Annotated in this window: 27 protein-coding genes and 1 tRNA gene; 15 read left to right on the top strand and 13 right to left on the bottom strand. The window is 65.0% G+C overall.

The features are described 5' to 3' along the window. A partial coding sequence (locus ACESL8_RS08830; protein WP_372917930.1) for a GNAT family N-acetyltransferase occupies positions 1 to 343 on the bottom strand: 343 nt, incomplete at its 3' end. Between the two features lie 85 nt (positions 344 to 428). On the opposite strand from ACESL8_RS08830, the gene argC reads away from it, so the two are divergent. Genes argC through ACESL8_RS08845 form a run of 3 tightly spaced genes read left to right on the top strand, consistent with a single transcriptional unit; the run spans position 429 to position 2516 of the window. Next, the gene (gene argC / locus ACESL8_RS08835) at positions 429 to 1466 is read left to right on the top strand and encodes an N-acetyl-gamma-glutamyl-phosphate reductase (protein WP_372917932.1); all 1038 of its coding nucleotides are present in this window, start codon (positions 429 to 431) and stop codon (positions 1464 to 1466) included. A gap of 10 nt (positions 1467 to 1476) precedes the next feature. Next, positions 1477 to 2004, top strand: a complete 528-nt coding sequence (locus tag ACESL8_RS08840; RefSeq protein WP_372917934.1) for a GNAT family N-acetyltransferase — start codon at positions 1477 to 1479, stop codon at positions 2002 to 2004. Continuing rightward, positions 2001 to 2516, top strand: coding sequence for a gamma carbonic anhydrase family protein (locus ACESL8_RS08845; protein WP_372917936.1), 516 nt, complete (start codon positions 2001 to 2003; stop codon positions 2514 to 2516). Before ACESL8_RS08840 ends, ACESL8_RS08845 begins: the two co-directional genes overlap by 4 nt. A 3-nt stretch (positions 2517 to 2519) precedes the next feature. On the opposite strand, the gene ACESL8_RS08850 is transcribed toward ACESL8_RS08845, so the two are convergent. The 4 genes from ACESL8_RS08850 to prsK form a co-directional block, all read right to left on the bottom strand. Beyond that, positions 2520 to 2933, bottom strand: a complete 414-nt coding sequence (locus tag ACESL8_RS08850) for a holin family protein (protein WP_372917938.1) — start codon at positions 2931 to 2933, stop codon at positions 2520 to 2522. A gap of 148 nt (positions 2934 to 3081) precedes the next feature. Next, positions 3082 to 3158: transfer RNA gene (locus ACESL8_RS08855), tRNA-Pro, on the bottom strand. Positions 3159 to 3310: 152 nt separating this feature from the next. Then, positions 3311 to 4672 (bottom strand): PEP-CTERM-box response regulator transcription factor, encoded by a 1362-nt coding sequence (gene prsR / locus ACESL8_RS08860; protein ID WP_372917940.1) that lies wholly within the window; start codon positions 4670 to 4672, stop codon positions 3311 to 3313. Further along, entirely contained in the window at positions 4669 to 6780 is a 2112-nt protein-coding gene (prsK, locus tag ACESL8_RS08865) for an XrtA/PEP-CTERM system histidine kinase PrsK (RefSeq protein WP_372917942.1), read from the bottom strand. The genes prsR and prsK overlap by 4 nt, the downstream gene beginning before the upstream one ends. 191 nt (positions 6781 to 6971) lie before the next feature. Here prsK and ACESL8_RS08870 point away from each other — a divergent pair, with 191 nt between their 5' ends. Genes ACESL8_RS08870 through ACESL8_RS08880 form a run of 3 tightly spaced genes read left to right on the top strand, consistent with a single transcriptional unit; the run spans position 6972 to position 10023 of the window. Next, positions 6972 to 7454: a MarR family winged helix-turn-helix transcriptional regulator gene (locus ACESL8_RS08870; RefSeq protein WP_372917944.1), complete on the top strand. Its 483-nt coding sequence runs from the start codon at positions 6972 to 6974 to the stop codon at positions 7452 to 7454. Beyond that, positions 7451 to 8482, top strand: a complete 1032-nt coding sequence (locus ACESL8_RS08875; protein WP_372917946.1) for an efflux RND transporter periplasmic adaptor subunit — start codon at positions 7451 to 7453, stop codon at positions 8480 to 8482. Before ACESL8_RS08870 ends, ACESL8_RS08875 begins: the two co-directional genes overlap by 4 nt. Next, positions 8479 to 10023 (top strand): DHA2 family efflux MFS transporter permease subunit, encoded by a 1545-nt coding sequence (locus ACESL8_RS08880; protein ID WP_372917948.1) that lies wholly within the window; start codon positions 8479 to 8481, stop codon positions 10021 to 10023. Before ACESL8_RS08875 ends, ACESL8_RS08880 begins: the two co-directional genes overlap by 4 nt. A 4-nt stretch (positions 10024 to 10027) precedes the next feature. Here ACESL8_RS08880 and ACESL8_RS08885 read toward each other — a convergent pair whose 3' ends face one another. Continuing rightward, positions 10028 to 10399 (bottom strand): hypothetical protein, encoded by a 372-nt coding sequence (locus tag ACESL8_RS08885; protein ID WP_372917950.1) that lies wholly within the window; start codon positions 10397 to 10399, stop codon positions 10028 to 10030. A 62-nt stretch (positions 10400 to 10461) separates the two neighbouring features. Between ACESL8_RS08885 and mce the strand changes: the two genes are divergently transcribed. Next, entirely contained in the window at positions 10462 to 10908 is a 447-nt protein-coding gene (gene mce, locus ACESL8_RS08890; RefSeq protein WP_372917952.1) for a methylmalonyl-CoA epimerase, read from the top strand. An 80-nt stretch (positions 10909 to 10988) separates the two neighbouring features. On the opposite strand, the gene ACESL8_RS08895 is transcribed toward mce, so the two are convergent. Together ACESL8_RS08895 and arfB are read right to left on the bottom strand one after the other, a co-directional pair. Further along, a complete protein-coding gene (locus tag ACESL8_RS08895) occupies positions 10989 to 11342 on the bottom strand; it encodes a hypothetical protein (RefSeq protein ID WP_372917954.1) in 354 nt (117 codons plus the stop codon). Positions 11343 to 11434: 92 nt separating this feature from the next. Next, positions 11435 to 11842 carry an alternative ribosome rescue aminoacyl-tRNA hydrolase ArfB gene (gene arfB, locus ACESL8_RS08900; protein WP_372917956.1) on the bottom strand — a complete coding sequence of 136 codons (408 nt, stop codon included), beginning with the start codon at positions 11840 to 11842 and terminating at the stop codon, positions 11435 to 11437. 33 nt (positions 11843 to 11875) lie between these two features. Between arfB and ACESL8_RS08905 the strand changes: the two genes are divergently transcribed. Next, entirely contained in the window at positions 11876 to 12502 is a 627-nt protein-coding gene (locus ACESL8_RS08905; protein ID WP_372917958.1) for a glutathione S-transferase family protein, read from the top strand. On the opposite strand, the gene ACESL8_RS08910 is transcribed toward ACESL8_RS08905, so the two are convergent. The 5 genes from ACESL8_RS08910 to ACESL8_RS08930 all read right to left on the bottom strand — a co-directional run bounded on the left by ACESL8_RS08910 (position 12497) and on the right by ACESL8_RS08930 (position 17658). After that, entirely contained in the window at positions 12497 to 13387 is an 891-nt protein-coding gene (locus ACESL8_RS08910; RefSeq protein ID WP_372917960.1) for an EamA family transporter, read from the bottom strand. The two genes, ACESL8_RS08905 and ACESL8_RS08910, sit on opposite strands and share 6 nt — an antisense overlap. Continuing rightward, positions 13384 to 14610, bottom strand: coding sequence for a multidrug effflux MFS transporter (locus ACESL8_RS08915; RefSeq protein WP_372917962.1), 1227 nt, complete (start codon positions 14608 to 14610; stop codon positions 13384 to 13386). Before ACESL8_RS08915 ends, ACESL8_RS08910 begins: the two co-directional genes overlap by 4 nt. A gap of 82 nt (positions 14611 to 14692) precedes the next feature. After that, positions 14693 to 16624, bottom strand: coding sequence for a 1-deoxy-D-xylulose-5-phosphate synthase (gene dxs, locus ACESL8_RS08920; protein ID WP_372917964.1), 1932 nt, complete (start codon positions 16622 to 16624; stop codon positions 14693 to 14695). A gap of 121 nt (positions 16625 to 16745) precedes the next feature. Further along, positions 16746 to 17213, bottom strand: a complete 468-nt coding sequence (locus ACESL8_RS08925) for a Fur family transcriptional regulator (RefSeq protein WP_372917966.1) — start codon at positions 17211 to 17213, stop codon at positions 16746 to 16748. A gap of 76 nt (positions 17214 to 17289) precedes the next feature. Then, positions 17290 to 17658 (bottom strand): MerC domain-containing protein, encoded by a 369-nt coding sequence (locus ACESL8_RS08930; RefSeq protein ID WP_372917968.1) that lies wholly within the window; start codon positions 17656 to 17658, stop codon positions 17290 to 17292. 136 nt (positions 17659 to 17794) lie between these two features. On the opposite strand from ACESL8_RS08930, the gene ACESL8_RS08935 reads away from it, so the two are divergent. The 7 genes from ACESL8_RS08935 to ACESL8_RS08965 all read left to right on the top strand — a co-directional run. Further along, positions 17795 to 19408 carry a M20/M25/M40 family metallo-hydrolase gene (locus ACESL8_RS08935; protein ID WP_372917970.1) on the top strand — a complete coding sequence of 538 codons (1614 nt, stop codon included), beginning with the start codon at positions 17795 to 17797 and terminating at the stop codon, positions 19406 to 19408. A 52-nt stretch (positions 19409 to 19460) separates the two neighbouring features. Further along, positions 19461 to 20501 (top strand): COX15/CtaA family protein, encoded by a 1041-nt coding sequence (locus ACESL8_RS08940; protein WP_372917972.1) that lies wholly within the window; start codon positions 19461 to 19463, stop codon positions 20499 to 20501. Next, complete coding sequence (locus tag ACESL8_RS08945; protein WP_372917974.1) at positions 20498 to 20863, top strand: DUF2237 family protein; 366 nt, start codon at positions 20498 to 20500, stop codon at positions 20861 to 20863. Before ACESL8_RS08940 ends, ACESL8_RS08945 begins: the two co-directional genes overlap by 4 nt. Before the next feature lies 1 nt (position 20864). Beyond that, complete coding sequence (locus tag ACESL8_RS08950) at positions 20865 to 21326, top strand: NUDIX domain-containing protein (protein ID WP_372917976.1); 462 nt, start codon at positions 20865 to 20867, stop codon at positions 21324 to 21326. 122 nt (positions 21327 to 21448) lie between these two features. After that, positions 21449 to 21925, top strand: a complete 477-nt coding sequence (gene rplM / locus ACESL8_RS08955) for a 50S ribosomal protein L13 (RefSeq protein WP_372917978.1) — start codon at positions 21449 to 21451, stop codon at positions 21923 to 21925. 10 nt (positions 21926 to 21935) lie between these two features. Beyond that, positions 21936 to 22445 carry a 30S ribosomal protein S9 gene (gene rpsI, locus ACESL8_RS08960; protein ID WP_372917980.1) on the top strand — a complete coding sequence of 170 codons (510 nt, stop codon included), beginning with the start codon at positions 21936 to 21938 and terminating at the stop codon, positions 22443 to 22445. 135 nt (positions 22446 to 22580) lie between these two features. After that, the coding region (locus tag ACESL8_RS08965; RefSeq protein ID WP_372917982.1) for a protein-disulfide reductase DsbD family protein at positions 22581 to 24531 on the top strand (1951 nt) is incomplete at its 3' end.

Raw genomic sequence — 24531 nt, forward strand, 5'->3', positions numbered from 1 at the left:
TCTCGATCAGCCCTGCGGCCATGGCGGTGGCGACGCCGCGCCCTTCCAGCCGCGGGAAGCTGCCATAGGCGATTTCGGCGGCGCCAGCGGCATCGGGTGCCGCCTTGAAACCGCATAGGCCGACGGTGGCGCCGGTGCCCGCGAGCGCCCACCGATCAGCCCACGGCGCCGGCCGCGGCGCAGCGCCCATGATGTCCAGTATGGCGGCGAGTTGGGCCAAGCCCTGCTGCGCGCTGGCATAGCCATTTATCACGCCGCGCAGCAGCGCCGGCGATGGATCGGCGAGATCGGCCGGGCTGGCCGGGATCAGCCGCAGGTCCATGGGGGCATTTTTTGCGTTCATTGCAGGTCAAGGCCGGCGCGTGCGGTGGTGCAACGTCAAGCGCCCGCGTCTTGCGCTGCATGGCCGCTGGGCGTAACCGACGCGCATGACGGGTCGGCTTCGCATCGCGGTTTTGGGGGCTTCGGGCTATACCGGGGCCGATCTGGTGCGCCTGGCGCTGGCCCACCCGCGCATGGAGATTGCGGCGCTGTCCGCCAATGCCAAGGCCGGGCAGACGATGGCGGCGATCTGGCCGCATCTGGTGATGTATCAGGCACTGCCGCCGCTGGTGCGCGCCGAAGAAATTGATTTTGGCGGCATCGATGCGGTGTTCGGCTGCCTGCCGCACGCGGCGTCGGCGCAATTGCTGTCCACCATAAATGGCCCGCGCATCATCGATCTGTCGGCGGATTTCCGGCTGAAGGATGCCGGTGTTTATGCCGACTGGTACGGCAGCGCGCACCCGGCGCCGGGGTTGCTGGCCGAAGCGGTGTATGGCCTGACTGAATTTGCCCGGGCTGCGTTGCCGGCGGCGCGGATCGCGGCGTGCCCGGGCTGTTATCCCACCGCCGTTTTGCTGGCGCTGCTGCCGTTGATGGCGGCGCACGCCATCGGGGCGGACAATATCACCATCAACGCACTTTCTGGTGTGTCAGGGGCGGGGCGAAGCCTGAAGGAAGCGAACCTTTTTGGCGAGGTGGCGGAAGCCGTGCATGCCTATGGCATCGGCCATCACCGCCACATGCCGGAAATGGAACAGGAACTTGGCCTGCGTGCCGGGCGCGCGGTAACGATCAGTTTCACGCCGCACCTGGTGCCGATGAACCGCGGCGAGCTGGTGACGTGCATCGTGGAAACGCCGCACGGGCCGGATTATCTGCGCGAGGTGCTGGCCGATGCCTACACCGCCGAACCGTTCGTGCATCTGCTGCCCGCCGGGGTCGCGCCGGCCACGCGCATGGTGCGCGGCAGCAATCACTGCGTGATGAATGTGTTTGCCGATCGGGTGCCCGGCCGCGCCATCGTGATCGCCGCCATCGACAATCTGGTGAAGGGCTCCAGCGGGCAAGCCGTGCAGAATTTCAATCTGATGTTTGGCCTGCCCGAAACGATGGGGCTGGAACAGGCACCGTTGTTTCCATGATGTTGTTTCCGTGATCGAAACAGCGCGCCTGCTGATCCGCCCGTGGGCGGAGGCTGACCGCGCGCCGTTTGCGGCGATGAGCACCGATCCCGAGGTGATGCAGCATCTGGGACCATTGCTGGACCGTGCTGCCAGTGATGCCACCGTCGATCGCCTGATGGCGATGCAGCAGGCAGTGGGCCATGGTTTCTGGGCGCTGGAAGACCGGGTGAGCAGCGCCTTCATCGGCTTTTGCGGGCTGAAGCCAGCGCCGCTCGGCATCCCGGGACTGACCGGCTTTCCCGAAATCGGCTGGCGGCTGGCGCGGCACGCGTGGGGCCAAGGGTTGGCCAGCGAGGCTGCACAGGCGGCGATCGATTGGGGCTGGGGCCAGGGCATGACGCGGATCGTGGCGATGACTGTGGCGGCCAACACGCGCAGCCAGGCGGTGATGCAGCGCATCGGCATGCAGCGGCGGCCCGATCTGGATTTCGATCACCCGCAACTTTTGCCCGGCAATCCGCTTCGCCCCCATATCGCCGCCGAGATTTTGCAGTGAGCATTCACCCATTTGGCACAGAGCTGCCGCAACTGGCCGATGATGTGTTCATCGCACCCGGCGCGCAGATTATCGGCAGAGTAAAGATCGGGGCCGGCAGTTCGGTGTGGTTCAACTGCGTGCTGCGCGGCGATGCCGGACAGATCACGGTGGGCCGCCGCACCAACATTCAGGATGGCACGATCGTGCATGTGACTGGCGGGCGTTTCGACACGCACATCGGCGATGACGTGCTGATCGGCCATGGTTGCATCATCCACGGCTGCCGGCTGGAAAATCACGCCTTCGTCGGCATGGGTGCCATCGTGCTGGATGGCGCGGTGGTGGAAGGTGATGCCATGCTGGCCGCCGGCGCGCTGCTGACGCCGGGCAAGGTGGTGAAAATGGGGGAATTATGGGCCGGGCGGCCGGCGAAACTGCTCAGGCTGCTCAGCACCGAGGAGATCGCCGGCAACCGGGCCGGGGCCGCCGGCTATGCCAGGCTGGCGCAAGTGTATCGCACGGAAATTTAGGGCTTATTTGTCGACACCCTTGACCTTGCCCCACTGGCGGGCGGCTGTGTAGCCAAGGTACCCGGTGCCGAACAGGGCATAAAGCGGCTCGGGCAAACCGCCCAGATAGCGGTTCATGCCAGTGGCGATATCGTGTGCCATCTGCGGCTGGACAGCGGCGATGACGCCCATCGGTATCGACCATAACAGCAGCGCATACATGACATAAAGGAAGCTGGGGCGCGCCCGGCTGGTCCAGGGATCATGGCTGCCGGCTTCGGCCACGATTGCCGACAATTGGGTGGAGAGCAGCGCAAGTTCCTGGCTGTTGTGCAGTTTCAGCAGTTCGATCTTGGCCGCATCGCGCGCCTTGGGATCGGGGATGATCTTGTCGAGCAGGCCAGCGACAGGGGCGATGAGGGCATTGAGAATGGACATGGAGATGGCCTTTCCAGTGAGGATGGAGGCCAATTTATAACCAAACAGGTTCCTGTAGGACAGGCAAGGCGCCCGCCGCGCTTGCGGCCGGCCGGCCGCCCCCGCCGCGGGGGCGGAAGGCAAGGCTGACTGAATGTCTGTGAGAAAATGGTCGGAGCGACAGGATTCGAACCTGCGACCTCCAGACCCCCAGTCTGATGCGCTACCAGGCTGCGCTACGCTCCGAGCCGAGGCGGGCTTAGGGGCAATTGCGCCCGTATGCAACCCCCTCAAGCGGCGTTTCCACAGCCGCCTCAGGCGGCATTTTCGAAGCCGCCTTGGGGGCCGCCTCAGGCGGCGTGTTGGGGGCCGCCTCAGGCGGCGTGTTGGGTGCCGCCTCAGGCGGCGTTTTCCAAACCATATTGCTTGAGCAGATCATAGAGCGTTGGCCGGCTCACTCCGAGCAATTTGGCGGCCATGCTGACATTGCCATCGGCGCGCAGCATGACGCGGCGAATGGCCTGGCGATCGGCGTTTTCGCGCGCCACTTTCAAAGTGAGCGTGGCTTCATCGCCGTTGTTGACCAGATCGAGATCGGCCGCGGTCAGGCGGTTGCCTTCGGCCATGATCACCGCACGTTTCATGCGATTTTCCAGTTCGCGCACGTTGCCCGGCCAATGCCAATCGGTGATGGCAGCAATGGCATCGGGCGTGAGGCCCTTGAATTGGCGACCATTTTCGCGGGAAAAGCGGATCATGAAATATTGCGCCAGCAGCGCGGCATCGCCGTGCCGTTCTTTGAGGCCGGGAATGCGCACGACGATTTCGGCGAGGCGGTAGAACAGGTCTTCGCGGAAGCGCCCGGCGGCGATCATCGCATCCAGATCCTGGTGGGTGGCGCACACGATGCGTACATCGACCGGGATGGCCTTGCGCCCACCCACTCGCTCGATCACCCGTTCCTGCAAAAAGCGTAGCAATTTCACCTGCAACGGCAGCGGGATGTCCCCCACTTCGTCAAGGAACAGGGTGCCGCCTTCGGCCATCTCGATCTTGCCGGCCTGGGTTTTCACCGCGCCGGTGAAGGCACCCTTTTCATGCCCGAACAGTTCGGATTCGAGCAGATTTTCCGGTATCGCGGCGCAATTGATCGCAACAAAGGCACCGTCGCTCCGCGTGGAGGCATTGTGCAACCCCTTGGCCAGCAATTCCTTGCCGGTGCCCGACGCGCCCAGCAGCATCTCCGAAACATTCGCCGTGGCCACCCGCTCCACCATGCTGGCGACCTTGATCATTTCCGGCGCGGCCGTGACGATGCCGCCCAGCACCTTGTCACCGGTATTGCCGGCCTGCGCGAGGCGGCGGTTTTCGGCTTCCAGTTCTGCCACATGATAGGCGCGGCGCACGATCAGGCCGAGCTCGTCGATATCCAGCGGTTTGTGATAGAAATCGAAGGCACCGATGGCGATGGCGCGGCGAGCGCTTTCGCGGGCGCCGTGACCGGAAGCGACGATCACCTTTGTGTCAGGGCGAGCAGCAAGGATCGCTTCCAGCGTCGCAAAGCCTTCGGACACACCATCAGGATCGGGCGGCAGGCCCAGATCGAGCGTGACCACGGCCGGCTGATGAACGCGCAGCGCCTCCATCGCTTCCTTGCGGTCGCTGGCGAAAATCACCTCCTGCTCCTCATAGCTCCACTTCAACTGGCGCTGTAGGCCGGTATCGTCTTCCACCACCAACAGCTTGGGCTTGTCACTCACGCCTGTCCCCCTTGTGCCAGCAACACGGCACCGGTCCTCTCACCTTCCCCCGCCAGCGGCAGGGTGGTGGTAAAGCTTGTGCCTTCGCCTTCACGGCTGGCGACGTCAAGCCGGCCGCCGTGAGCACGCGCAATCTCGCGCGCTTCGTAGGCACCGATGCCGAAACCGCCCGGCTTCGTCGATGTAAACGGCTGAAACAGTTCCAGCCTTAGGAAGCGGGCCGACATTCCATGACCGCGATCGGCCAAGGTGACCACCAGGTCGGGCCCAGCGGGGGCAACATCGAAACGGATCGGCGCGCCAGCCGGGGAGGCATCGATGGCGTTTTGCAGCAGATGGGCGAACATCTGTTCCAGCCGGGCCGCATCACCGCGCACCAGTGCGCGATCGGCGCCTTCACCTGGATGCAGGGCCAGTGCCGGCCACGCACCCCGGCGCGATTTCACCAGACCCGCCAGCAGGGTGGCCACCGGCACCGCGGTATCGGCTGCCGGCGCACCGGTGGCACGCTGGGATAGCCACGACAGCAACGCGTTCATCTTGCCCACTGATTCCTTCAGTGTCGCCACCATGTCGATCCGGAATTCCGGATTGTCGGCATGGCGTTCGGCATTGCGGGCAAGCAACGACAACTGGCTGACGAGATTCTTGATGTCGTGCAGGATGAAAGCGAAACGCCGGTTGAATTCCTCAAATCTGCGGGCTTCCTCCAGCGCCGATTGGCCCCGGCTTTCGGCAACATAGCTGCCCACCTGACGGCCCAGCGTTTTCAACAATTCCTCGTCTTCCCAGCCCAGCCGGCGCGGCACGAGGCTGCGGCCGATCAGCAGAACGCCGGCCAGCACATCACGATTGAAGGCCGGCAACACCAGCCAGTACCGGCGATCGGCCGCCAGCCACACCGGCAGCTCGGGCGCATCAGGCAGATCGCCGCCGCGCACCAGATCAAGATCGAGCAGGCGATCCTGCCGCAGCCAGTTCACCAGCGGGCTGTCCATGGCCAGCGCTTCGGGCGGACGACCTGTCATCTGCCAGGCGGCGCCGGGGCTCAGGCGGTCATCGTCGGGCACCAGCAACCAGCCGCCGCGCGCTTCCAGCACGCTGGCCACCGCCTGCACCACGCGTTCGGGCAGGCCCTGCGCATCGCCAGGCGCCGACACGGTCGCGATGAAGCGCAGCCATTCGCTGCGATAATCATAGCGGTAACGATAGAAATTGCGGGCGATCATCAACCGCAGCCAGGCCCGGAACCGGTCCGAAACCAGCACCACTGCGCCCAGCATGATGGTGGCAAACAAGAAGCTGACCTGCAGCAGCGTTCCCCAGTTGCCGCCAACCAGTTTCAGGCCATAGGCCAGCAGCGACATCGCGATCAGATAAAAACCGACGCCGGAAAACGCGACCGTTTGAAAGGCGACATTGCGCGAAATGCGCGCACCGCGCACCCAGGTATCGCGGGTGGCAAACAGGAACAGCAGCACCAGCAGCGCATTGACCGCGCCCCGGATATTATAAAGATCAACCGAAGCCGGCGGCAGCAGAAAGGCCAGCGTGTAGAAATTCAGATCGTAAAGGAACAGGCCAGCCAGCCCGATCGCCAGCAAGCGAAATCCCGAACGCTGGCCGCCGCCCGCTGCAATATAAAGATTATGGCTGAGCACAAGGCCGGTGACCGAAACAGCGATGCGGATCACCAGAAACAGGCTGGCCACCACAGTGCCTTCGCCCAACAGCGCGCTTTGCCCGGCACCGGTGAGATCGATAACCAACTGTAGCGCCAGCACAAAGCCAAGGATGCCGCCCACCCAGAAGGCGGGGCGGCCCTCGCCTTCCCCGCCCAGCCAGGTTGGCCGCAGCAAAAACAGCAGCAACCCGATCCACGTCCCCACTTTGAGGGTTTGCAGGCGCGAGATCCAGGGTTGCAAATCCCCATCCAGCACCATGGCGGCAACGAAACTGCCCGCCCATAACGCGGTGACGAGCGCGGCGCCGGCCAGCCACAGGTTGATGCCGCGGCGCTGCTTGGTAAGGGCGGCGACAAACAGGCCGATGTAGGCAACCAGCGCCAGCAGATGACTGAACAGGCCAACCTCGGTGAGCGCGATCATGGCTGCGCGCGCGCCGAACCGGTGTTGCTGTCTGTCGTCGTCACGTGTGTTGCCCTGCCCTGCCCGAGGTCAGCCTATCGCCAAGCGCGTGAAAACGCCAGCCCGGCTGCCCCCCACCGCCCGCCGAGCCCGACACATGCAACAGCTGTGATCATCTATCTTGTAATAAGCATGCATGCTATTGTCTTGCGATGAACGCGATCGCCACCGGCGCAGAGCCGACACTCGCTCCCTTTGCTGCGCCCGACACGATCGGCGTGCTGGTTTCCGATGTGACCCGCCTGCTGCGCCGCCGCTTCGATGCGCAGGCCCGCTCCATCGGTGTGTCGCGGGCGCAATGGCAGGTGCTGATCGCGCTAGCGCGCAGCGAAGGCATCAATCAAGCCGGTCTTGCCGAGCGACTGGATGTGGAAACCATCACCGTTGGCCGCATGGTCGACCGGCTGGAGGAGGCCGGGCTGGTGGAGCGCCGGGCCGATCCCGCCGATCGCCGCGCCTGGCGCCTGTTCCTCACGCCGCGAGCGCATCCGATCCTGGCCGAATTGCAGGTGGTTGCGCTGGGCGTGCGCGCCGAAATGCTGGCAGGCCTGAGCGCTGGCGACGAAGCGGCCTTGCAGGGCCTGCTGCTGCGGCTGCGCGGCAACCTTTCGGTGCGCGAAGGAGCAGGGGCATGAACCAGCGTGTCGCTCCGCCAGAAACTGGCACTGCTGCCGATTCGCGCTGGCGCAGCCGGATTTTGATGCTGTCGGTGCCCCTGCTGGTGGTGGCTGCCGGGCTGTGGCTGTGGCTGTCGGGCCTGGGCCTGGTCACGACCGACAATGCCTATGTCAGGGTCGACAAGGTGACGATTTCCAGCGACGTGACCAGCCGCGTGCGGCGGGTGTTCGTGGGCGAAAACATGCCGGTTAGACGCGGCCAGGTGGTGATCGAACTGGTGGATACACCGTTCCGCATCGCGCTGGCGGAGGCTGAGGCCCGGCTTGCCAATGCCCGGCGCGAGGTGCGCGGCTTGCGCAACGATACCGGCGGCAGCGCCGCTGGTGTTGCTGCCAAGCGCGAGGCGCTGAACTTTGCGCTGACGGAACTGCAACGCCAGCAGACACTTCTCGAACGCGGTTTTGCCACCCGCGCCCGGTTGCAGCAGGCCCAATATGCCGTGGCCAACGCCCGCGCCGAATTGACCCGCGCGCTGTCCGACGACGCCGCGGCCCGCACCGCCGCCGATGGCATGCAGAGTGTGGAACAGCATCCGCTGGTGCTGGCGGCTGCGGCCATGCGCGACAAGGCGGCGTTTGAACTGGCGCGCACGCGGATCATCTCCCCGGCGGCCGGCATCGCCACGCAAACCAGCCGGGTGTTGCCCGGCCAGGTGATGGTGCAGGGCGTTGCTGCGCTGAGTGTGATGGTAACGGACAGCGCCTATATCGAAGCCAATTTCAAGGAAACCGAGCTGCAGGACATGCGTGTTGGCCAGCGCGCCGAGGTGCAGCTGGATGCGTTTCCAAGCCATGTGCTGCGCGGCCGGGTGGATTCCATCGGGGTGGGCACCGGCAGCGAATTTTCAGTGCTGCCGGCGCAAAATGCCACCGGCAACTGGGTGAAGGTGGTGCAGCGCGTGCCGGTGCGCATCAAGCTGGACGGCAAGCCACCTGTACCGCTGATCGCCGGCCTTTCGGCTGAAGTGAAGGTGATCACCAAGTGAGCAGCGCTGCTCCGGCGGCAGGGGCAGCCAAGCGGGGCGACGCGTCGCCGCTGACGGTCACGCTGGTGGTGATGCTGGGCAGCTTCATGACCATCCTGGATTCCACCATCGCCAACGTGGCGCTGCCGCACATGCAGCCCAGCCTGAACGCCGCTGCCGACAGTATCACCTGGGTGCTAACCAGTTATATCGTCGCCACCGCCATCGCCACGCCGCTTACGGGCTGGCTATCGGCGCGCATCGGCCGGCGCACGCTGTTCCTGTGGAGCGTGGCCGCCTTCACTGCGGCATCGGTGCTGTGCGGCATGGCTACCAGCCTTGAACAGATGGTGGCGTTTCGCATGCTGCAGGGCGCGGCTGGGGCGTTCATCGCGCCGCTGGGCCAGGCTTATCTGCTCGATGTGTGGCCGCCGGAAAAACACGGGCCGGCGATGGCGTGGTGGGGCGTTGGCGTGATGGTTGGGCCGATATTGGGCCCGGTGCTGGGCGGCTGGCTGACCGACAGTTTCGATTGGCGCTGGGTGTTCCTGATTAACCTGCCGTTCGGCATCATCTGTTTTACCTGGGCGGCGGCTGCCCTGCCGGAACCGCAGCTTGACCGGCGCCGGTTTGACATGACCGGCTTTGCGTTGCTGGCGGTGGGCATGGCGGCGCTGCAACTGGGGCTTGATCGCGGCCAGCAGCTTGACTGGCTGGCAAGCTGGGAGGTGCGGCTGGAATTCGGCATTGCCCTTGCTGGCCTGTGGGCCTTTGGCGTGCACGCGCTAAGCACGCCGGGGGCCATTATCGACCGTGAGCTGCTCACCGATCGCAACGCCATCACCGGCATGGTGTTCATCACGCTGGTCGGGTTCCTGCTGGTGGCGACCACGGCGCTGGTGCCGACGATGGTGCAAACGCTGTATGGCTATCCGGTGGTGGCAGCGGGCGAATTGATGATGCCGCGCGGCATCGGCATGATGATGGCGATGATGACCGCCGGGCAACTGGTAGGCCGCGGCGTCGATCCGCGGCTGATGCTGGCGGCGGGTTTCAGCCTTACCGGCGGCGCGCTGTGGGGGATGAGCCTGTTTTCACCAACGCAAGGCGCGTCGCCGTTCGTGATCACCGGGTTTTTCCAGGGGCTTGGCCTTGGCCTGATCTTTGTGCCGCTCAACACGATGGCCTTTTCCACGCTGCCGATGCGGCTGCGCGCCGATGCCTCGGCCATCTACATGCTGCTCAGGAACATCGGCGGTTCGGTGGGGATCAGCCTGGCTGTGGCCATGCTGGAACGCCAAACCCAGATTTCGCATGCCGATCTGGGCAGCGGCATCACCCAGTTCAACCTGCCGTGGGCCGATCCGGCGGCGCTGGCGGCGGCGGGCGCGGGCAGTGTGGTGGCCATGATTGATGGCGCGGTGAACCGCCAAGCGCTGATGATCGCCTATATCGATGTGTACCGCGCGATGGCGATCATGGCGTTTGCAATGTTGCCGTTGCTGCTGGTCTTGCGCCGGCCGCGCCGGCCAAATGATGTGCCGGTGCATCTGCCGGAATAGCGCGTCACACCGGCGGCGGCGTCAGCCCCACCAGCTTCATCACCACCACCTGCACCATCATCACCACCAGCCACCACAGGCAGGCCCGGCCAACGCGGCCCCAGCGCTGCCCGGCCATCACCAGGGATGCCGCCAGCGCCGGCACCACAAAGCCGATCCAGATCACCCAGGCGGTGGCAATGGTCATCACCCAGGGCGGGGCGCGCGGCGGCGCCAGGATCAGCGCGCCGGCCAGAATGGCGCACAGCCACGCCGTCGCCGGCAGCGCGACCAGCCAGCCCGTGATGCCCTTGGGCCGATCGACAAATTGCCCGATCAACAGGCCCAGCACGGTGGCGAGGGCGATCGGGAGGGCATTGATGACGATGTAGATCATCGCCCCAGCTTGCCGGCTTTTGCGCCGCATGCAAGGGGAAGCGGCCTATAGGAGAACCTGCGATGACCGATCTGCCCCCCCTGCTGTTGGGCCGGCTCAACCATGTCGGCATCGCCTGCGTGTCGATCGATGCGGCTGTGGCGATGTATGAAAGCCTGTTCGGCGCGACCGTTTCCAGGCCCGCGTTCGACCTGCCAGCCCAAGGCGTGCGCGTTGCCTTCATCGATGTCGCCAACAGCCAATTGGAACTGATCGAGCCATTGGGCGACGATTCGCCGATCCACGGTTTCCTCAAGAAAAACCCCAATGGCGGTCAGCATCACGTGTGCTTCGAGGTGGCAGACATCATCGCGGCGCGCGATGCGATGCGCAGCCGCGGCGCAACGGTGCTGGGCACCGGCGAACCGCGCATGGGCGCGCACGGAGTGCCGGTGATTTTCGTGCACCCGCGCGATACCGGCGGGGTGCTGGTGGAATTGATGCAGGAACCGCCGGAAGGGCATCACTGACAAAAAAGGCCGAAGCAAAGCTCCGGCCTTTCGTCAAAGCGCTTGTGGTTGGCGGCCTTGGCGGCCAACCACAAGTTCGCTCAATCCTTGTTGCGGCCGCTCAACAGCCAGCCGACCACAAAGCCCAGCGCGACGCCGGCACCCAGCGCCGCGAGCGGCTGTTCCTGCACGGTGGTACGCACCTTGGCAGTGCCTTCTTCAGCAACCTTCTGCGCGCGTTCCCTGACTTCGCGGGCCTTTTCAGGCGCGGCATCAGCCAATTCGCGGGCTTTTGCGGCGGCCTTGTCATAGGCGGCGCTGGCGGCGTCCTTGGCCTTGCCAATCGCCTTGTCGGCCTCGGCCTTCATGCGGTCCATCCGGCCAGTAGCGGTTTCGGCCATATCGTTGGCAGCGTCGGTGGCAGTGGTCATGATGTCGTTATAGTCTTCAGCCATGATATTGCTCCTTGCGGGTGGTTTGCGGAAAGGGTGATGCCTGAAGATAATGTCTGCTGCCCCCGATTAAAAGTCCGTAGAAACACCCCGGATCAATCATCGGTCGTCACTCGGCCACGGCCTGCCTTGATGTCCGACCTTGTCGACTTGGCCACCAGCCGGCGTTGTTTCGATCCCAGCGTCGGCCGGGTGGGCCGGCGGAACACCGGGCGCACGCGCGCCTTTTCCACCATCTCGGCCAGGCGGGCGCGGGCATCCTCCCGGTTGCGCGGCTGGTCGCGAAAGCGGTTGGCGGTGATGACGATCACACCATCTCCCGTGGCCTTGCGCCCGGCGAGACGGATCAGCCGTTCCTTCACATCATCCGGAAGGCTGGGTGACGCCGCCACGTCAAAGCGCAACTGGACTGCGGACGAGACCTTGTTGACGTTCTGTCCGCCCGGCCCGCTGGCGCGAACGAACGATTCTTCCAGTTCGTCTTCGGGAATGGAAACGGCCATGCTGCGCTTTACCGAATCAGCGAGGGCAAGACCATGATCATCGTCCACCACCTCAACAACAGCCGTTCGCAGCGCGTCTTGTGGCTGCTGGAAGAGCTTGGGCTTCCGTATACCATCAAGCATTACAACCGCGACGCCGTCACCAATCTGGCCCCGCCCGAGCTCAAGGCCGTCCACCCGCTCGGCAAATCACCGGTGATCGAGGATGGCGGCAAGATCATCTTTGAAAGCGGCGCCATCACCGACTGGATTTTGCGCAAGCACGGCGGCGGCCGCCTGATGCCGGCAGCCGGCACCGACGCGCACGAAGATTATCTGATGTGGCTGCATTTTGCCGAAGGTTCGGCGATGACGCCGTTTCTGCTGGCGCTGTACACCGCCCGGCTGGGCGAGGCAGCGGCCCCGCTCACGCCGCGCATCCAGGAACAGATCGGCGCGCATGTCGCCTATTTCAGCCAGTGTCTTAGCACCAACGACTGGCTGGTGAACAATGAACTGTCGGGCGCCGACATCATGATGAGCTTCATCGCCGAAATCGCCGCCATGCAGGGGCTGGGGGCGCATTTCCCCAATGTTGCAGCCTATGCGAAACGGCTGCAGGCGCGCCCGGCGTGGATCAAGGCCGCGGAACAGACCGAGCCGTACAGTTTCCGCCTATGATGTGCGCCGCGCGGGCTGGCGGGTTGCCAGCAAATTCACCGCCAGCCCGCCAATGATCAGCGCTGCCGCCAGCAATTTCCACGGCGGCAGCGGTTCACCCAGCCAGACGGCGGTGGACGCCATGCCGAACACCGGCACCAGCAGCGACGTGGGCGCGACGCTGGTGGCCGGATAGCGCGCGAGCAGCCAGCCCCAGGCGCCGTAGCCGAACAACGTGTTGCCCACCGCCTGCCATGCCACCGCCAGCCAGATCGACGGCGTCGTGGCCCACAGCGCGGTCTCGATCGCCGGCCAGCCTTCGAACCACAGCGCGAGGCCCGCCAGCGGCGGCACCGCAAACAGCGACGACCAGGTGATGAAGCCGAGCATATCGACCTTGCCGGTGGCGCGCTGGGCCATGTTGCCCAGGCTCCAGCCGAACGCCGCGCCCAGCACCAGCGCGATGCCGGTCACGGTCACTTCGCCGCCAGTGTGGCCGACGATCACCGCGACGCCGCACAATGCCAGCGTTAAAGCGGCGATTTGCAGGGGTTTGAGCCGTTCCCCGCTGGTCATCATCGCCATGCCGATGGTGAAGATCACCTGGCTTTGCACCAGCAGGCTGGCGATGCCGGCGGCGATATAGCCATTGATGGCAATGAACAGCAGCCCGAACTGGCCCACGCCGATGGCGATGCCATAACCGGCCAATATGCCCCACGACACGGCCGGCCGGCGCACGAAAAAAATCAGCGGAAACACCACGGCGGCAAAGCGCAGGCAGGCAAACAGCAACGGCGGCAGGCTGTGCAATGTCGCGCCGATCACGGCAAAATTGCTGCCCCACACCATCACCACCGCCAGCGCCAGCAGCAGCGCACGCGGCGTGAGCGCCCCGCCGTTCATGGGCGCGCCTCGGCAGGCTGCGGTTTGCGCGGGCGGGCGAGGCTGTGATAGGCCGCAGCTGCGACCAGCAGCGCAACCGCCACATTGGCCGCCAGCGGCCGCGCGGTGCCGTCATGCAGCGCCGCACCGAGCGCCGACGCCAGCGCGCCAAAGCCGAAATTGACCCCGCCCATCAGCCCCGAAATCGCCCCGGCGCGCAGCGGATCGACATTGAGCGCGCCGGCCGAAGCATTGGCGGCAATCAACCCGTTTGACGACAGCGCCACGAACAGCACCGGCAGCAGCACGGCAAGCGGCGCATCGGCATAGGCCGCCGCGGCCAGCGCCGCTCCGGCAACCGCCGCGCCAATTGTCGCCCAGCCCAGAATTGCATCGGGGGACCGGCGTTTGAGCAAGGCGCGGTTGAGCTGGCTCGACCCGACAATGCCCACCGCGACAGCCGCAAACACCAGGCCGAACTGGCCTTCGCCAAAACCCCAGACATTCACGACCAGATCGGGCGAAGCCGCGATATAGCTGAACAAGGTGGCGCCATTGGCGGCCCCGACCAGCAGATAACCGATCAGCCGGCGATTTTGCAGCAGCCTTGCATATGCGGTTAGCACGTCTTGCCCGCGCGCTGCTGCTGCCGTGGCTTGCGATCGGCTTTCATCCAGCCGCCAGCCGACCGCCGCCGCAACGGCGACGCCGACACCGACAAAAACGTAAAACACCGCATGCCACCCCGCCGCCAGTGCAATCCAACCGCCGATGGTGGGCGCCAGCAGCGGCGCGACCGCCAGCACCAGCATCAACAGACTGAAAATACGGGCCGAATCGCGGTGGTCGTAACGATCGCGCACGATGGCGCGGCAGGTCACCATGGCGGCGCAGCAGCCCAGTGCCTGAAAAAAGCGCCCGGCAACCAGCGCCTCGATATTGGGCGCCAGCGCGCAGGCGAGGCTGGCGGCGATATACACGCCGCAGCCGATCAAAATGGTCGGCCGCCGGCCAATGCGGTCGGACAATGGCCCAAAGAACAATTGCCCCAGCGCCATGCCGACGAAAAAGGTGGACAGCGTGAGCTGCACCGCCGCTGCCGACGTACCGTAGTCGCGCGCGATGGCCGGCAAGGTGGGCAGATACAGATCGATGGTAACTGCGCCAAACGCCGTCAGACTGCCCAGCAGCAGGATTTCACCCAGGCTTGGCTGCCGGGAGGACGGGATCGGGGGCGCGTGCACCGCCGGGGCTGTAGGGGTTGCGGCCGGCGCGGTCGAGGGGAAGTTCACCCGCCCCGGCAACCGCGCCAATGCACAGCGCGGGTCACGCGCGTGCTGCGCCGTCCTCCACCGCGTTCACGCTGTTGTGGCGCAGCGCATCCAGCACGCTGCGCACGATGGCGGCGGCGTCGAGCCCGGCATCGGCGTACTGTTTGGCAGGATTGTCGTGATCCTGATAGAGATCGGGCAGGCGCAGCGTGCGCACTTTCAGGCCCGCATCAAGCAGGCCTTCGTCGCTGGCCAGGGTGAGCACGTGGCTGCCGAAACCGCCGATGGCGCCTTCCTCGATGGTGATCAGCACTTCGTGGGTAGCGGCAAGCTTGCGGATCAGCGCCATATCGAGCGGCTTGGCAAAACGCATGTCGGCCACAGTGGTGGAAAGCCCGCGCGCATCGAGCGTGTCGGCGGCGGCAAGCGCTTCGGCAAGGCGGGTGCCGAGCGACAGGATGGCGACCTTGTTGCCCTGCCGCACAATGCGGCCCTTGCCGATTTCAAGGCGCGTGCGGGTTTCCGGGATGGCAACGCCGGTGCCTTCACCGCGCGGATAGCGCAGCGCAATCGGGCTGGTGTCATGCATCGCGGCAGTGTGCACCATGTCGGCGAGTTCGGCTTCGTCGCTGGCGGCCATCACCACGAAGTTGGGCAAGGTGGAAAGATAGGTTACGTCGAACGAACCGGCGTGGGTGGCGCCGTCTGCACCAACCAGACCAGCACGGTCGATGGCAAACCGCACCGGCAAGTTCTGCAACGCCACATCATGCACCACCTGATCGTAGGCACGCTGGAGAAAGGTGGAATAAATCGCGCAGAACGGCCGCATACCCTGCGCGGCCAGGCCGGCGGCAAAGGTGACGGCGTGCTGTTCGGCGATGCCGACATCGAAGCTGCGATCCGGGAAAGCCTTGGCGAAACGGTCCACGCCGGTGCCGGTGGGCATGGCGGCGGTGATCGCCACTATGGCCGGGTCGCGCCTGGCTTCTTCGATCAGCATGTCGCCAAACACGTTCTGATAGGCCGGCGCCTTGGGCGCGGACTTGTGCTGGGTGCCCGAAACGACGTCGAATTTCACCACGCCGTGATATTTGTCTGCCGATGCTTCGGCCGGGGCATAGCCCTTGCCCTTCTGGGTGACGACGTGGATCAGCATCGGGCCTTCAGCGGCGTCGCGCACGTTTTCCAGCACCGGCAGTAGATGATCGAGGTTGTGGCCATCGATCGGGCCAACGTAATAAAAGCCCAGTTCTTCAAACAACGTGCCGCCGCCCTGCGCCAGCCCGCGGGCATATTCGTCGACACGCGCCGCCGCTTTCTTGAGCGGTGCCGGCAGCACCCGGCCCGAAACCTGCTTGAGATATTCACGCAATTCCAAAAACTTGCGGCTGGAAAGCAACCGCGACAGATAGGCCGAAAGTGCCCCCACCGGCGGCGCGATCGACATGTCGTTGTCGTTCAGGATCACCACCAGCCGATTGCCGGCGTCGCGCGCGTTGTTCATGGCTTCGTATGCCATGCCGGCCGACATGGAACCGTCGCCGATCACAGCGATGCCCTTGCCGGGCTTGCCCTGCAACTTGTTGGCGATGGCAAAGCCCAGCGCGGCCGAGATCGACGTGCTGCTGTGCGCGGCGCCGAACGGATCATATTCGCTTTCGGTGCGCTTGGTGAAACCGCTCAGCCCGCCGGGCTGGCGCAGGGTGCGGATACGGTCGCGCCGGCCGGTGATGATCTTGTGGGGATAAGCCTGATGGCCGACATCCCACACCAATTTGTCGTCGGGCGTGTTGAATACATAATGCAGCGCGACGGTGAGTTCGACCACGCCGAGGCCGGCGCCCAGATGCCCGCCGGTTACCGAAACGGCGTGGATCATCTCCTGCCGCAGTTCGTCGGCCAGCTGCCGCAACTGCCCGGGCTCCAATCGGCGCAGATCGGCCGGAATGTTGACCTGGTCGAGAAGCGGAGTTTCAAGCTTCATGTAAACGGCTCGCAATCGATTAATCTCAGGAAGATTTCTTAGCGATTATGGCAGGGGCTGTCATCCGAACTGTCACACTGGCCCGTCACATAAATTGCCGCAGCGCAGCATGTGCTTCTTTTCAGGCGCAACTGGCGCAAAAACCGCGCACTTCGATCACCGGACGCACCGGCCGGAAGCCGGCGGCCTGCGCTGCTGCCCGCACGTCGCTGGTAATGCGATCATCATCGATATGCGTTGCCCGGCCGCAGCCATCGCAAACGAGAAAAATGCAATCATGGGGGCAATCGGGGTGCACGTTGGCGATGAAGGCATTGGCGCTTTCAACCCGGCTGGCGACGTTGTTGGCCACAAACAGATCGAGAATACGATAAACGCTGTTGGCGGCTACGCGGCGCCCGGCCGCGGTGGATACGGCATCGGTGACATCATAGGCCGAAACCGGGCGATCAAATTCGGCGAGCACCTGGAAAATCTGGCTGCGCAGCGGCGTCCATTGTTCGCCGGCACCGATCAGCCGTGCCTGTGCAGCGGCCGCAAGATCGGTTCGGCCGTGGTGTTGACCGTGGGCGTGGGCCGTTGGAACCATGCCATGTCTATCGGTGTTCCCGGCGCGGCGCGCAAGGCCGTGCGGCGCAGTGTCAACCAGTGCGCGGCAGTGGCGGTCAGGCAGTACGCAGCGCCTGCATGTTGCGCCAGTGCGCCAGCGCCAGCATCGACACCCCGGCCATGGAAACCAGCATTTCGGCAAGGCCGCCGTGCAGCACCACCAGCGATGCCGCCATTACCACCAGCCCGGCCGCGCCCAGAAGCCCGATTGGCAAGCGGCCATGCCGGCGCCAGCCGCGCCACAGCGCCAAGGCCGCCAGCGGCATCGCCAGCGCCAGGCCAACAACATGGACGCGGTGATCCAGCCAATCACCTGTGAGCGCGAACAGGCTGAACAGCACGAATCCCGCCATGCAATGAAGCAGGCACAGGCCTGACAATCCGATGGCGATTCGGTCGAGGAGGCTGGCGGGACGCTCAGGCATGGCATCGATGTAACATTATCACATCAGCCGGGCAAGCGCTTTCCGGTTGCGGCGTCCTTGGGCGGGGGCAAGGCCGACGTTGCCTTGGCCGCAACCGCCGCATAGACCAATGAGGCAAACCGAGAAAGATCGTCTGATGCGCAAAACAACTGCCCTGTTCCTGACCGCCGTGGCCGCCTCGGCTATCACCGCTCCGGCAGTCGCCGCGCCGGATCTGGCGATGGTGGCGCGCATCACCGATGAAGCGATGAACCACGGCGAGGTGGTGGAAACCGCTGCGTATCTGACCGATCGCATCGGCCCGCGCATGACCAATTCGCCCGGCATGCGCACCGCCGAAGGCTGGACGCAGGACAAGTTCCGCGGCTGGGGCCTGAGCAATGTGCGCACCGAAGGTTTTGATTTCGGCCGCGGCTGGTCGATCGACAGCGCCAGCGTGACGCTGGAATCGCCGCGCCGCATGAGCCTGCGCACCCTGCCGGTGGCGTGGACGCCGGGAACGCCAGCGGGCGGCATCACCGCACCGCTGATCATTGCGCCGATGAAGCGCCCGCGCGATTTTGCCGAATGGGCCGGCAAGCTGAAAGGCAAGATCGTAGCGATCAGCTTCCCGCGCGCGCCGGCAGATGCCGCCAAGCCGGGCTTCGAGCGATTGGACGACAAGAAGATCGGCGAGCTCGACCAATATACGCAGCCGGTGACCGCGCCGGACGACGGTGATGGCTGGTTCAAGGCACTCCAGTTTGGCAAGCAGCTTGATGAATTTCTCGCCAAGGAAGGTGCATTGGGCTGGGTGCGGATGAGCTACCGCGACAATGGTCTGCTCCACGGCGAAGGCTATCAGCACCGCGACACACCCAAGCTGCCGGGGCTGGAGTTGACGGCGGAGGATTATCGCCGCCTCGCCCGCCTCGCCGCCACCGGCGAGGTGACGCTGACCATCAATTCGCAGGTCAAGTTCGACGACAGCGATCCCAACGGTTACGACGTGCTGGCCGACATTTTGGGCAGCGATGCCAAGGCCGGTTACGTGATGGCCGGCGCCCACCTCGACAGTTGGGTGGCCGCCGACGGCGCCGCTGACAATGGCGCTGGTTCGGCCATTGTAATGGAAGCCGCGCGCATTCTGGCGGCGCTGAAGGTGAAGCCGAAACGCACGATCCGGTTCGCGCTGTGGTCGGGCGAGGAACAGGGGCTTTATGGTTCGGCCAATTATATCGAGCGGCATTTTGCCAGCCGCCCCGCCAACCCCGATCCGGTGAAGGCGCGGCTGAGCTATGATTTCAAGCTGGGCCAGTTTCCAGTTGAAAAGAAAGCCGATTACAACTTGCTGGCAGCCTATTTCAACATCGACAATGGCGGCGGCAAGCTGCGCGGCATCCACGCCGAGGGCAATTTCGCCGCCGTACCGATCCTGCGCGAAATGCTGTCGCCGTTTGCCAGCATGGGCGCCGGCGCCGTGGTCGCCAGCCAGACCCGCGACACCGATCATGAATTCATGTCGGCCATCGGCTTGCCGGCGTTCCAGTTCATCCAGGACCCGCTGGATTATGAAACGACGGTGCACCACAGCAGTGTCGATACATTCGATCACCTGCGCCCGCAGGATCTGCGGCAGGCCGCGGTGATCCTCGCCAGCGTGTTGTGGCACACCGCCAACGCCGACAAGCCGCTGCCGGCGCGGCCACTGCCCACCAAGCCAAAGCCGACCAATCCGTTCCACGTGGCCGATCCCGACAAGAAGGATTGATGCGACCTCTGGCCCGGTTGGCTCGCCGCGCCGATCGGATTAAGAATGCGATATGGCCAGTCTTGCTATTTCCATTCCCCGCTTTGATGTTCGCCCACGCGCCATTGCGTTCTGGTTGCTGGCGGTTGCCGCCTTGGTGTTTGCCATGGTCGTGGTTGGCGGCATCACCCGCCTGACCGAATCGGGCCTGTCGATCACGCGCTGGGATGTCATGTCGGGCACCCTGCCGCCGCTGAGCGAGGCCGAATGGCAGCGCCAGTTCGATCTCTATCGCCAGTCCAGCCAGTACAAGTTGATGAACGCCGGCATGAGCCTGGCAGCTTTCAAGGGCATTTTCTTCTGGGAATATGTCCACCGGCTGCTGGGCCGGTTGATCGGACTAGCGTTTGCGCTGCCGCTGGCATGGTTCTGGATTCGCCGCCAGATCCCCGAAGGCTACAAGCCGCGCCTGCTGGTGCTGTTCGCGCTGGGCGGGCTGCAGGGCGCCATTGGCTGGTGGATGGTGGCCTCTGGTCTGGTCGATCGCACCGAAGTGGCGCCGGAACGGCTCGCCGTGCATCTGTCGAACGCGCTGATCATCATGGCGGGCTGTATCTGGACGGCGCTCAATCTGATCGATGGCGATGCCCCCCGTGCAGACCGGCCGCGCGGCTGGGTGTTGCCGGTGACGCTGCTGCTGTCGGTGCAAATTGTCTGGGGCGCGTTCACTGCGGGGCTACGTGCCGGCCATGCCAGCGATACCTGGCCGCTGATGTTCGGCGCGCTGGTGCCCGATGGCCTGTTGAACCGCGCGGTTGATGCCATCGCCGATCCGGTGAGCGTGCAGTTCATCCACCGCAGCCTGGCCTATGTGGTGGCAGCCGCGCTGGTGGTCACGGCCGTCCGTCTGTGGCAGGCCGGCGCCGGCATTCGCGCGCTGGCGCTGGGCGGGCTGGTGCTGGTGCAATTCGTGCTGGGTGTGCTGGTGATCACCAACCATGTGCCGATCCCGCTGGGTGTTGCGCATCAGGGCGTCGCGGCGCTGCTGGTGGCGGCCACGGTGTGGGCAGCGCACTGGAGCAGCCGGGGCCGCAATTCAGGGAGACAGGCATGACCGCGAAGAATGTGCTGGGCGGGCCGCTCGTCCCTTGCTCGATGGAGCCCTTGACGGGGTGGTACCGCGATGGCTGCTGCAACACCGACGCGGCAGACCACGGCCTGCACACCGTGTGCGCCGTGGTGACCCAGGAATTTCTGGCCTTCAGCCAAGCCGCCGGCAACGATCTTTCCACGCCCCGCCCTGAACATGGCTTTCCCGGCCTCAAGCCCGGCGACAATTGGTGCCTGTGCGCGGCGCGCTGGGAGGAAGCCCGCCGCGCCGGATTTGCGCCCGACGTCGTGCTGGAAGCCACCCACGAAAAGACGCTTGAGGCGACCTTGCTTGGTCACCTGCAGGCGCACGGCCAAATTCCCTGACGTGATCACCCCTTGGAACGGCGGCGATTTTGCCGGCGCCAAGCTCGCCGCGCTGGTTGACGGCCACATCCTCACCTACCGCCGCGATGTGAAGCCCGGTATCCCGTGGCCTGGTTTCATCGACTTGCCCGGCGGCGGCCGCGAGGGCGATGAAAGCCCGACAACCTGCGCTCTGCGTGAATTGGATGAGGAGTTCGGCCTCATCATTCCCGAATCGCGCATTTGGTGGTCGCGTCCCTTCCCCGCCATGGATGCACCCAAAGGAACTCTGGGCCGCGCCGGCTGGTTCCTCGCCGCCCGCCTGACCATGGCCGAAGTGGACGCCATACGCTTTGGCGACGAAGGCCACAGCCCGCAACTGGTTGGCCTTGACGCATTTCTAGCCGCAGCCGACGTGCCCTCGGCATTGCAACACCGGCTGCAAGTCGTGCTGGAAACGCCCCGAAATTGCACGGTATCATGATACCATAAGGCAAAAACCCCTGTTTTTCCTTGACCTGCATGGGACTTTGAAAGATATGCCGCTGAGACGCCGGGGTGTTCACATCCCGGCCGTTTCGCATTTTGAAGAATGGAATCAACGCCATGCTGACCCGTAGCACGGCAGCGGCCAAGCCGGCCGAAGTCGAAAAAAACTGGGTGCTGATCGATGCTGAAGGGCTCGTAGTCGGCCGCCTCGCTTCCGTCATCGCCAACCGCCTGCGCGGCAAGCACAAGACCAATTACACGCCCCACGTCGATTGCGGTGACAACATCATCGTCATCAACGCCGGCAAGGTGCGCTTCACCGGCAAAAAGACCACAAACAAGATTTATTATCGCCACACCGGTCACCCCGGCGGCATCAAGGAAACCACCCCGGCGAAAATTCTGGAAGGTCGCTTCCCGGAACGCGTGCTCGTCAAGGCCATCGAACGCATGGTGCCGCGCGGCCCGTTGGGGCGTCAACAAATGCGCAACCTGCGCGTTTTTGCCGGTGCCGAGCATCCGCACGTCGCCCAGTCGCCCGAAGTTCTCGACGTTAAGTCGATGAACCGCAAGAACTCCACGATCGCTGGTTGAGGGATAACAAATGTCTGACAATCGCCAGTCGCTTTCCGACCTCGCCGGCATGGATGCCGATGCTCCTGTCAACACTGCCCACACCGGTGGCGGCGGCCCGCCTGCCCCACTGCGTGAGCAGGAAATCGATGCGCAAGGCCGGGCCTATGCCACCGGCAAGCGCAAGAATGCCATCGCCCGTGTCTGGCTCAAGCCCGGCAGCGGCAAGATCACGGTCAACGGCCGCGATCAGACCGTCTATTTCGCGCGTCCGTCGCTGCGTCTGGTGATCAACCAGCCGTTCGACGTGGCCGAACGCCGCGAACAGTACGACGTGGTCTGCACCGTGGTTGGTGGCGGCCTGTCGGGCCAGGCCGGCGCCGTGAAGCACGGCATCGCTCAGGCGCTGACCAAGTATGAACCTGTGCTGCGCACCCAGGTGAAGCAGGCCGGTTTCCTGACCCGCGATCCGCGCGTCGTCGAACGCAAGAAGTACGGCAAGGCCAAGGCCCGCCGCAGCTTCCAGTTCAGCAAGCGCTGATCTGCGATCACCGGGCTTCAGACAAACGCCGGGGCAGCAATGCCCCGGCGTTTTTCGTTTGGCAAAGTTCCGCTTGGAAGCGGCCAATCGGCGCCGGCCTTCCCCTTGGGCACGCAGGCTGTCAAAAGGCTGGTCATGATTCGTGTCATTCTCTCCTTTGTGCTCGCCCTTCTGGCTGTGCCGGTACTGTCCCAGCAGGTCAGCGACCAGCCGCACACGCGGGTGGAACTGATCGCACAAAGCAGAACGCCCGCGCCAGGCCAGCCGCTGCAACTGGGCATCGTGCTCACGCCCAAGGCTGGCTGGCACACCTATTGGCTCAACCCCGGCGATGCCGGTGCGCCGACGCGCGCCGAATGGAAACTGCCAGCAGGCGTTTCGGCCCCGCCCGAGCTAGCCTATCCGGTGCCGGGCAGGCTGGTCGTGTCGGGGCTGATGAACCATGTTTATGAAAAGCGGAACATCCTGCTGACCCGGATCGACGTGCCGGCCGGCCTCGCACCTGGCAGCGCCTTGCCGATCGAGGTGCAGGTTGATTGGCTGGTGTGCGGCGACGAACAATGCGTGCCCGAACAAGCGGTGCTGTCGCTGGCGCTGGTGGTGGGCGGCGGCGCCGACGATGCCGCGATGGCCCCGCAAATTGCCGAAGGCCTCGCCGCACTGCCCCGCCCGCTCGCTGCCACGGCAACCTGGGCCCAGATCAAGGCAACGTCCGGCACGCGTTTTGTGCTGAGCGTGCCGATGGCCGGGCTCGCCAAGGTGCGCAGCGCCTGGTTCTTCCCCTATGGCGACGCCGTGATCACCCATGTGACGCCGCAGAAAGTGACCATTGCCGGCGACGCCCTGCGCATCGAGACGGATGCCGGCACCCCCGGTCCCGAAGGCGAGATCACCGGCGTGCTGCGGGTCGAAATGGCAGGTGAACCGGCAATGGGCTTTGCCATCACTGCGAGGCAAGGCAGCGTGCCCGGCCCGGGCGCGGCGCTGGCGGTGGCTGGCGGCAGCGACGGTGCAGGCGGCGCCGGAAGTGATGGGGGTCACGGCGATCCTTGGGGCTTGCCGCTGATCCTGCTCGGTGCAGTGCTCGGCGGCCTCATCCTCAACGTCATGCCCTGCGTGTTCCCGATCCTCAGCCTGAAGGCGCTGGCGCTGGCCAAGGGCAATGTCGATGCCCGCGAGGCCCGCGCCGAAGCGTTGGCCTATACCGCCGGGGTCGTGATTGTCGTCACCGCGCTCGGCGGGCTGGTGCTGGCGCTGCGCGCTGCGGGTTCACAGGTTGGCTGGGCTTTTCAGCTGCAGGATCCGCGCGTCATCGCCTTTTTGGCGCTGCTCGTCACCGGCATCGCACTCAATCTGGCGGGCCTGTTCGAAATCACCCTGACCACCGGCAATCTGGGACAAGACAAGGCGCGTTCCGGCGGCGCATCGGGCGCATTTTTCACCGGCGCGCTGGCGGCGTTCGTCGCCACGCCGTGCACCGGGCCATTCATGGCCGGCGCTCTGGGCGCGGCACTGGTGCTGCCCACTGTGCAGGCGCTGTCAGTCTTCGCCGGCTTGGGCCTCGGGCTCGCACTGCCGTTCCTGCTGCTTGGTTTCATCCCCGCGCTGCGCCGCCGCCTTCCCAAGCCGGGCGCGTGGATGGTGCGGCTGCGCGCCATCCTGTCCGTCCCGATGTTCCTGACCGCGCTGGCGCTGCTGTGGGTGCTTGGCCAGCAAGTTGGCGTGAACGGTATGGCGCTGGGCATTGGCGGCGCGCTGGTGTTCGGACTGTTCCTGTGGTGGCTGGGCAGCCGTCAGCACAATGGGGCGCTGGGCGGCAAAAGCCTCGCCCTGCCCGGCCTTGCCAGCGTGGCCACCATCATCGCCGCCGTGTTGCTGGTGCCCACCGCCGCCCCCGAAGGCGCGGCCAAAGCCACAACGACCGCCGCCGGCGAATTGAACGCGGTGAAATTCACCCCCGCCGCGCTGGCCGAACTGCGCGGCGCGAACAAACCGGTGTTTCTGTACATGACCGCCGATTGGTGCCTCACCTGCAAGGTCAACGAAAAAGGCGCCATGGCCGATGCGGCGGTGAGCGAAAGCTTCA

The organism is Sandarakinorhabdus sp. (assembly GCF_041689835.1).
Lineage (GTDB): Bacteria > Pseudomonadota > Alphaproteobacteria > Sphingomonadales > Sphingomonadaceae > Sandarakinorhabdus.

What these genes read in the sequence shown, in the direction of transcription:
- arfB (WP_372917956.1), bottom strand. Translation starts at nt 11,842, where the DNA reads ATGGCCGTTTCCATTCCCGAAGACGAACTGGAAGAATCGTTCGTTCGC.
- ACESL8_RS08940 (WP_372917972.1), top strand. Translation starts at nt 19,461, where the DNA reads ATGGCCAGTCTTGCTATTTCCATTCCCCGCTTTGATGTTCGCCCACGC.
- ACESL8_RS08935 (WP_372917970.1), top strand. Translation starts at nt 17,795, where the DNA reads ATGCGCAAAACAACTGCCCTGTTCCTGACCGCCGTGGCCGCCTCGGCT.
- ACESL8_RS08870 (WP_372917944.1), top strand. Translation starts at nt 6,972, where the DNA reads ATGAACGCGATCGCCACCGGCGCAGAGCCGACACTCGCTCCCTTTGCT.
- ACESL8_RS08910 (WP_372917960.1), bottom strand. Translation starts at nt 13,387, where the DNA reads ATGAACGGCGGGGCGCTCACGCCGCGTGCGCTGCTGCTGGCGCTGGCG.
- ACESL8_RS08885 (WP_372917950.1), bottom strand. Translation starts at nt 10,399, where the DNA reads ATGATCTACATCGTCATCAATGCCCTCCCGATCGCCCTCGCCACCGTG.
- rplM (WP_372917978.1), top strand. Translation starts at nt 21,449, where the DNA reads ATGCTGACCCGTAGCACGGCAGCGGCCAAGCCGGCCGAAGTCGAAAAA.
- argC (WP_372917932.1), top strand. Translation starts at nt 429, where the DNA reads ATGACGGGTCGGCTTCGCATCGCGGTTTTGGGGGCTTCGGGCTATACC.
- rpsI (WP_372917980.1), top strand. Translation starts at nt 21,936, where the DNA reads ATGTCTGACAATCGCCAGTCGCTTTCCGACCTCGCCGGCATGGATGCC.
- ACESL8_RS08945 (WP_372917974.1), top strand. Translation starts at nt 20,498, where the DNA reads ATGACCGCGAAGAATGTGCTGGGCGGGCCGCTCGTCCCTTGCTCGATG.
- ACESL8_RS08850 (WP_372917938.1), bottom strand. Translation starts at nt 2,933, where the DNA reads ATGTCCATTCTCAATGCCCTCATCGCCCCTGTCGCTGGCCTGCTCGAC.
- dxs (WP_372917964.1), bottom strand. Translation starts at nt 16,624, where the DNA reads ATGAAGCTTGAAACTCCGCTTCTCGACCAGGTCAACATTCCGGCCGAT.
- ACESL8_RS08875 (WP_372917946.1), top strand. Translation starts at nt 7,451, where the DNA reads ATGAACCAGCGTGTCGCTCCGCCAGAAACTGGCACTGCTGCCGATTCG.
- ACESL8_RS08895 (WP_372917954.1), bottom strand. Translation starts at nt 11,342, where the DNA reads ATGGCTGAAGACTATAACGACATCATGACCACTGCCACCGACGCTGCC.
- mce (WP_372917952.1), top strand. Translation starts at nt 10,462, where the DNA reads ATGACCGATCTGCCCCCCCTGCTGTTGGGCCGGCTCAACCATGTCGGC.
- ACESL8_RS08930 (WP_372917968.1), bottom strand. Translation starts at nt 17,658, where the DNA reads ATGCCTGAGCGTCCCGCCAGCCTCCTCGACCGAATCGCCATCGGATTG.
- prsK (WP_372917942.1), bottom strand. Translation starts at nt 6,780, where the DNA reads ATGATCGCGCTCACCGAGGTTGGCCTGTTCAGTCATCTGCTGGCGCTG.
- ACESL8_RS08905 (WP_372917958.1), top strand. Translation starts at nt 11,876, where the DNA reads ATGATCATCGTCCACCACCTCAACAACAGCCGTTCGCAGCGCGTCTTG.
- ACESL8_RS08925 (WP_372917966.1), bottom strand. Translation starts at nt 17,213, where the DNA reads ATGGTTCCAACGGCCCACGCCCACGGTCAACACCACGGCCGAACCGAT.